Below are 7,083 nucleotides of genomic sequence, written 5' to 3'. Positions count from 1 at the left end.
GGCGCCGATCCTTCGCACGCCAGGACGGTGATCATCGCCAGCGGCTCTTCCTGCGCCCAGCCGCGGGCCATGTCCCACCACATCATGGCGCCGTGCCCCGCTGCCGCGCCAGCGCGGCAAGGATGCGCTCTGGCGTGGCCGGGGCATCGAGCGTGGGCCAGCCCACCGCCGGGTTGCAGGCGGCAATCGCTGCGCCCAGCGCGGAGAACACCGCGTTGGCCAGCATGAACGGCGGCTCTCCCACTGCCTTGGAGCGATGGATCGTCGGCCGGTGGTTGGCGCCGTCCCATAGGGCAACAGTCAGGCGGTCGGGACGGTCGTTGGCAGTGGGGATCTTGTAGGTGGACGGCGCATGCGTCAAAAGCGCGCCCTCGTCGTTCCAGACCAGTTCCTCGCTGGTCAGCCAGCCCTGCCCCTGGATGAAGCCGCCCTCGATCTGGCCCTTGTCGATCGCCGGGTTCAGCGATCGTCCGCAATCGTGCAGGATATCGGCGGCCAGCACGCGGTGTTCGCCGGTCAGGGTATCGATCACCACTTCGACCAGCGCCGCGCCATAAGCAAAGTAATAGAACGGCTGCCCCTGGTGCGCCGCGCGGTCATAATGCAGATCCGGTGTGGCGTAAAAGCCGGTGGACGATAGCGAAATGCGCGCCATATGGGCGCGGCGGCACAGCACCGGCCAGGGGATCGTCTCGCCGCCGGCGCAAACCTGCCCATCGGCAAAGACCACGTCGTGCGCCGCGCCGCCAAAGGTCCGCGCGCAGAACTCGGCCAGCCGCCCCCGGATCGTCTGCGCGGCATTCAGCGCTGCCATGCCATTGAGATCGGCCCCCGAAGAGGCCGCCGTGGCCGAGGTATTGGGCACCTTGTCAGTGCGCGTGGCGGTGATCCGCACCTGATCCAGCCCCACGCCAAAGGCCTGCGCCACCACCTGCGCCACCTTGGTATAGAGGCCCTGCCCCATCTCGGTGCCGCCATGGTTGATCTGGATCGAGCCATCGGCATAGACGTGCAGCAGCGCGCCCGCCTGGTTGAGGTGGGTGGTGGTAAAGCTGATCCCGAATTTCACCGGGATGAGCGCGAGCCCTTTCCTGAGGATCGGGCTTGTGGCGTTGAACCGCGCAATGGCCGCCTGCCGCTCGTCATACCCGGCCTCTGCCCGCAGCCGCGCGATCAGGTCTGGCGCGATATTGTCGGCCACGACCATGCCATAGGGCGTCACGTCGCGCCCGGGGCCATAGAGATTGGCGACACGCACCGCGAGCGGATCGCGGCCGAGATGCCCGGCCACGGCATCCATCACCCGCTCGATCGCCAGCATGCCCTGCGGCCCGCCAAAGCCGCGAAACGCCGTGGCCGAGACCATGTTGGTCTTCAGCCGTTCCGAAACGATTTCCACCGCCGGCAGGAAATAGCAATTGTCGGCATGGAACATCGCGCGATCATTGATCGCTGGTGAAAGATCAACCGTGGCGCCGCAGCGCGAGGCAAGGCGCAAGTGCAGGCCGGCGATCTTCCCTTCGCCATCGAAGCCGACCTCGTAATCCACCACGAAATCGTGGCGCTTGCCGGTCTGGACCATGTCATCGTCGCGATCGGCGCGAAACTTGGCCGGGCGGCCAGTGTGATGCACCACCAGCGCAGCGGCGGCGGCATAGAGCGCGGCCTGGCTTTCCTTGCCCCCAAACGCGCCGCCCATGCGCCGCACCTCTACCGTGACATCGGCCGAAGACCGACCGAGCAGGTGGGCGACAAGATGCTGCACCTCGCTGGGATGCTGGGTGGATGACAGCACGTGGACCTGGCCGTCTTCGAGTGGCCGGGCGAGAGCAATCTGCCCTTCGAGATAGAAATGATCCTGTCCGCCCATCGCCAGTTGCCCGGCAAGGCGATGCGGCGCGGCAGCCAGCGCGGCGGCAGCATCGCCCCGCGCCATGCGCTGGGTCGGCTCGATCAGGCTGTGCTGGGTGCGGGCCTGCTCGACCGTCAGGATCGGCTCTTGCGCGGCATAGATGATCTTGCCCAAGCGGGCGGCCTGGCGCGCCGCGCGGCGGCTCGTCGCGGCCACCAGGAACACCGGCTGGCCCAGCCATACCACCCCGTCCTGCGCCAGCAGGCGATCGTCCCCGGCCACGGGTGAAACATCGTTCGCGCCAGGGATATCGGCGGCGGTATAGACCGCGACCACGCCCGGCGCCGCGCGCACGGCGGCAAGATCCATCGCCACGATCTGCGCCCGCGCCTTGGTGGACGTGCCGAATGCCAGGTGCAGCAGGCCGGGCAGTTCCGGCTCGTCATCGATATAGCGCGCTTGGCCCGCGACGTGCAGATGCGCGCTATCGTGGCGCTGGCCCATGCCGACTACCGGGCCGGCGGGTGGGCGTGTCAGAGTGTCAGCCATGGGCCACCTCCTGCACGCGGACCGGCAAACCCTGGGCCTGATGCCACAGGCGCCACACCAGATTGCCGGCCGCTTCCAGCCGATAGGCCGCGCTGCCGCGCACATCGCTCAGCGGCGCGAAATCGCTACGGATCGCCTCGGCCGCAGCGGCGATCGTCTCTGCCGCAAAGGGCGCGCCGGTCAATGTCGCCTCGGCCTGGTGTGCGCGGCGCGGGGTGGCTGCCATGCCGCCAAAGGCCACGCGCGCAGCGGTGATCACGCCCTGTTCCACGCGCAGGCAAAAGGCACCGCACACGGCCGAGATGTCGCTGTCAAAGCGTTTCGAAAGCTTGGAAATATGTATGATATCCTGCGGGCCGGGGCGCGGAATGAACAGGCTTTCGACGAATTCGTCGGGGCTGCGGTCCTGCTGGCCATAGGCGATGAAGAAATCGTCGAGTGGCATGGTCCGCCGCCCGCGCACCGATCGCAGCGTTAGCATGGCGCCTAGCGCGATCAGCGCTGGCGGGCCATCGCCGATCGGTGAGCCATTGGCGATATTGCCGCCGATGGTGCCGGCGTTGCGCACCTGCAAACCGCCGATGCGCCTTACCAGTTCGCCCAGATCGGGACTGAGCCGGGCCAGCGCCGCGTGGGCATCGGCATAGCGCACCGCGCCGCCGATCGTCAGGCCCTGGTCGGTTTCCGCGATCGTGCCGAGTTCGGCGACGTCGCCCACGAAAATCACCGTTTCCAGATCGATCAGCTTCTTGGTCACCCACAGGCCCACGTCGGTGGCACCGGCGACGATGCGCGCCTCGGGATATTGTGCCAGCAGCGTAGCAAGGGCATCGGCACTGTCGGGAATGAACCAGCCCGCCGTGCCGCCATTGGGCAGCCGCGCCTGGCCCCACGCCGGCCCGGATACCGCCGCCTGGCGCAACAGCGCGAGCAGCGCGGCATCATCCTGCGCCAGACGCGAATGCTGTGCGCCAGCGTCCAGCAGCGGGCCATAGCCGGTGCAGCGGCAGAGGTTTCCGGCCAGCACGTCGCCCACCGGCAGCTCTGCCCCCACCGCGCCGATGGCGCGTCCATGCAGCGACATCACGAAGCCGGGCGTGCAGAACCCGCATTGCGATGCGCCGTTGCAGGCCATGGTCTGCTGTAACGGGTTGAGGCCGGTTCCGAGCCCGTTCACGGTCAAAACCGCCTTGCCATGCAGCATTGGCAGGAACTGGATGCAGGCATTGACCGCGCGCCAGATCAGCCGATCCTCGCGCGCCAGCGGCGTGCCCACCAGCACGGTGCAGGCGCCACAATCGCCCTCGCCGCACCCTTCCTTGGTGCCGGTCTTGCCGGCCCGCCCGCGCAGGAAATCGAGCACGGTGTCGCCGGGCGCGACATCATCGAGCTCTACCAACTGACCATCGCAGACAAAGCGCAACGCCATGTCAGCTGCCCCGATAGGTGGAATAGGCATAGGGTGAAGCCAGCAAGGGTACATGATAATGCCATTGCACGCTCACCCCGAAATGGATCGGCACGACATCGAGAAACGGCGGATCGGGCAGTTCTGCGCCCTGCGCGCGGAAATAGTCGGCGACGTGGAATGCCAGGGTATAGGCGCCCTGCTCCAGCGCGGGAAAATCGCGCAGGCGACCGTCAGCGTCGGTCTCGCCCTCGGCCAGCAGGCTGTCTGCCGACCACAGCATCACGCGCATCCCCTGCGCCGGGCGGCCGCTCGTGGTGTCGAGCACATGGGTGGATAGCGTCGTCATGCCGCTGCCTCCGCCACAGAGGCCGGGCGTGGCCATTGGCCCACGAACTCTTCCTCGTCATAGGCGACGAATTGCGCGAGCAGTTCCTCGCGGTCGTCCAGGAACAGCTGGTCGGCGATGCCACGCACCAGGCGGGGCAGCGCGTTCTTCATCCCCGACAGCGCCGAAGCGGACAGCCCCAGGCTGATCAGCGCCGAATAGTTGAATGCAAACAGCCCGTGCAGCAGCGGCGCATCGGCCGCGTGGCGCGGGGTAAATTCGAACGCGGGCCCCAGATAGGGATGCGCGTCGATCAGCGCGTTACGCTCGCCGTCGGGCATGGCCACGACATCGCCCCACAGCGCGATATGCGGCGCCAGTGCGGCCAGTTCAGGCCGTAGGCGGGGGTCTGAAACGAGGCCGGTCGAAAGGATCACGAAGTCGAAGGCAAAGCGATCGTGCGGCGTCGTCACGATCACCTGCCCGTCTTCATAGGCGACACTTTCCCACGGGCTGGCCAGATGCAGGGCAAAGCCCGGCCAGCTTGCCGCGCGGTTGAACGTATCGTTGGTCGGCGGCTGGTTGTGCGACAGGAATGCCGCCATCGCGCGATACTTTTCGGCGTCAGACAGCGCGGGATAGCGCGCGGTAAAGCCTACCCGCTCCATGAAGCGGATCGGGTTGATGCGCGGCAACACGCTGCGACGCATGAACACGTGCACTTCGCCCACGCCCTCGCCCAGCGCCCAGTTGGCATTGTCGAACGCGCTCGCGCCTCCGCCCAGAATGCCGATGCGCTTGCCCTTGAGCGTGGCGAAGTCGATCGGCTCGCTGGTGTGGGCATAGGCGTGGCGCGGCAGGTGTTCACGGATCATCGCCGGGGTGTGCCATTCCCCGCCGCCCTGGATGCCGGTAGCCAGCACGACCTTGCGGGCGAGCACCATGCTTCCATCCCCCAGTTCCACGCCATAAAGGCCATCGCCCACATGCGTGATGCCCGTGACCTTGGCGTCATTACGCACCGGCAGGTTCAGCACGCGGCGATACCAGCGCAGGTATTCCATCCACACTCCGCGCGGGATCTTGTCGAGCGTATCCCATGCCGATGCGCCGAAACACGCGCTAAACCAGGCCTGCGGCGTCAAAGCCGGAATGCCGTAATCGATAGGCGTCAACCCCTTGGGCGTGCGCAGCGTGATCATCCGGGCATAGGTTTCCCAAGGCCCTTCAAACCCTTCGGGGTTTTCGTCGAGCACCAGGATGTTGTTGATCCTCTCGCGCCGCAGCCCGAACGCGGTGGCCAGGCCGCTCTGCCCGCCGCCCACGATCACCACGTCATGGACATGGCCCTGCGGTGCCGTGCGCGGGCGCGTCCAGTCCGGGCCGAAGCAATCGACCAGTGCCAGTTGGCGTGCCAGTTCGGCTTCCAGCGCGGCAAGCGCCTGGGTATCGATCGCGTGCAGGTCGGTCATGCCATGTCCTCCAGTCGGAGCCGGGTGATCTTGCCGATTTCGGCAAGCGCCGTGGCGATTTCGGTATCGGTGTCGTGCTGCGTCCGCGCGGCCATCGCGGCCAGGATGCCGGCCTTGTCGGTTAGCCGCACGCAGATGATAAACGGCATGTCATGCGCGGCGCGATAGGCAGCGTTGAGCGTGTGGAAGCGGGCGAATTCCTCCGGGGTCAGCCGGTCGAGCCCGGCCGAGGCCTGCTCTGCCGCCGAAGCCTGCGTCAGGCTGCCATCGATGGCGGCCTTGCCGGCCAGTTCGGGATGGGCGCGGATCAGGGCAAGCTGCTCTTCACGCGTGGCGGCATATACCACCGCCATCAGGTCGGCATGGCGATCGCCCGAAGCTGGCGCGGCATCGGCGCGTTCCTCAACCCAGGGCGAATGCTCGAACAGGGCGGTCAATGGCTGTTCCCTTCCAGGCTGACATGGGCCGACACGACTTTCCAGCCATCGGCAAACTTGACCCAGGCCTGGCTCTGCCGGCCGCGCTGTTCAGACCCTTCGCGAAAGAATTCGGCGTCGGCCGTGGCAAACCCATCGCCATAGACGGTAATCGCCACGCGCCCCAGGCGGCGTTGCGGCGATCCGCCGCGCCCTTTGCGAAATTCGCGGATCGCGTCGATGCCATAAAGCACTTCGCCCACGCCAAAGCGGTTGGTGGTGGGCGCATCGTGAAACAGCGCGTCCATCGCCGGAATGTCATCGGCCATCAGCGCGCGCTCATAGGCGGCAAAGGCAGCCTCCACCTCGGCCAGCAGGACGGGATCGTTGATCGTCATGCCGGTTGCTCCGCACAAGGGTGGGTGGCGATCCAGTGGTGGGCGATATCGAGCCGCGTGGCGATCCACGCGCGCCCGTCGGCCATCACATGATCGACGAACCGCGCCACCGCCCGCGCCCGGCCCGGCCGCCCGGCAATGCGTCCATGCAGGCCCACGCTCATCATCCGGCCGCCTTCTTCGGCCAGCTGGTCATAGGTATCGCGCAGATAGCGGAAGAACTGCTCGCCCTCGGTAAAACCATTGAGCGCGACCATCTTCATGTCGTTGGCGTCAAGGCTATATGGCACGATCAGCTGCGCCCGGCCGTGCCTGGCGTCCCAATAGGGCACGTCGTCGGCATAGCTGTCGGCATCATAGACAAACCCGCCTTCCTCGGCGACGATGCGCGCGGTATTGGGGCTGGTGCGGCCCTGATACCAGCCCAGCGGCCGGCTGCCGGTCAGCTGGGTATGAATGGCGATGGCCTGGGCGATGTGCGAGGCCTCCACCTCTGCCGCCACGTCCTGGTAGTCGATCCAGCGATAGCCGTGGCTGGCCACTTCCCATCCGGCGTTCAGCATGGCGTCAACCGCCACCGGGTTCATAGCCATGGCCGCTGCCACGCCAAACACCGTTACCGGCACGCCGCGTTCGGCAAACAGGCGGTGCAGCCGCCAG

General features: G+C 66.9%; 7 protein-coding genes. All 7 read right to left on the bottom strand.

The window, feature by feature from the left end; genetic code table 11:
• Positions 1-82: 82 nt before the first annotated feature.
• Entirely contained in the window at positions 83-2,401 is a 2,319-nt protein-coding gene (gene xdhB, locus H926_RS0119930; protein WP_028658269.1) for a xanthine dehydrogenase molybdopterin binding subunit, read from the bottom strand.
• Positions 2,394-3,830 carry a xanthine dehydrogenase small subunit gene (gene xdhA / locus H926_RS0119925; RefSeq protein ID WP_022677852.1) on the bottom strand — a complete coding sequence of 479 codons (1,437 nt, stop codon included), beginning with the start codon at positions 3,828-3,830 and terminating at the stop codon, positions 2,394-2,396. The genes xdhB and xdhA overlap by 8 nt, the downstream gene beginning before the upstream one ends.
• A gap of 1 nt (position 3,831) precedes the next feature.
• Positions 3,832-4,158, bottom strand: coding sequence for a hydroxyisourate hydrolase (uraH, locus tag H926_RS0119920; RefSeq protein ID WP_028658268.1), 327 nt, complete (start codon positions 4,156-4,158; stop codon positions 3,832-3,834).
• Positions 4,155-5,609 (bottom strand): NAD(P)-binding domain-containing protein, encoded by a 1,455-nt coding sequence (locus H926_RS0119915; protein WP_022677850.1) that lies wholly within the window; start codon positions 5,607-5,609, stop codon positions 4,155-4,157. Before H926_RS0119915 ends, uraH begins: the two co-directional genes overlap by 4 nt.
• A complete protein-coding gene (gene uraD / locus H926_RS0119910) occupies positions 5,606-6,046 on the bottom strand; it encodes a 2-oxo-4-hydroxy-4-carboxy-5-ureidoimidazoline decarboxylase (RefSeq protein WP_022677849.1) in 441 nt (146 codons plus the stop codon). Before uraD ends, H926_RS0119915 begins: the two co-directional genes overlap by 4 nt.
• Positions 6,043-6,423, bottom strand: coding sequence for an oxalurate catabolism protein HpxZ (gene hpxZ / locus H926_RS0119905; protein ID WP_022677848.1), 381 nt, complete (start codon positions 6,421-6,423; stop codon positions 6,043-6,045). Before hpxZ ends, uraD begins: the two co-directional genes overlap by 4 nt.
• Positions 6,420-7,083: polysaccharide deacetylase family protein (locus tag H926_RS29190; protein WP_237741118.1), on the bottom strand; the 664-nt coding region annotated here is incomplete at its 5' end. The genes H926_RS29190 and hpxZ, both read right to left, overlap by 4 nt.

The organism is Novosphingobium sp. B-7 (assembly GCF_000410615.1).
In the GTDB taxonomy this organism is placed as follows: domain Bacteria; phylum Pseudomonadota; class Alphaproteobacteria; order Sphingomonadales; family Sphingomonadaceae; genus Novosphingobium; species Novosphingobium capsulatum.
The sequence above is the reverse complement of the archived record's forward strand: the minus strand, read 5'-3'. Positions and strand labels throughout refer to the sequence as shown.

What these genes read in the sequence shown, in the direction of transcription:
- xdhB (WP_028658269.1), bottom strand. Translation starts at nt 2,401, where the DNA reads ATGGCTGACACTCTGACACGCCCACCCGCCGGCCCGGTAGTCGGCATG.
- xdhA (WP_022677852.1), bottom strand. Translation starts at nt 3,830, where the DNA reads ATGGCGTTGCGCTTTGTCTGCGATGGTCAGTTGGTAGAGCTCGATGAT.
- uraH (WP_028658268.1), bottom strand. Translation starts at nt 4,158, where the DNA reads ATGACGACGCTATCCACCCATGTGCTCGACACCACGAGCGGCCGCCCG.
- H926_RS0119915 (WP_022677850.1), bottom strand. Translation starts at nt 5,609, where the DNA reads ATGACCGACCTGCACGCGATCGATACCCAGGCGCTTGCCGCGCTGGAA.
- hpxZ (WP_022677848.1), bottom strand. Translation starts at nt 6,423, where the DNA reads ATGACGATCAACGATCCCGTCCTGCTGGCCGAGGTGGAGGCTGCCTTT.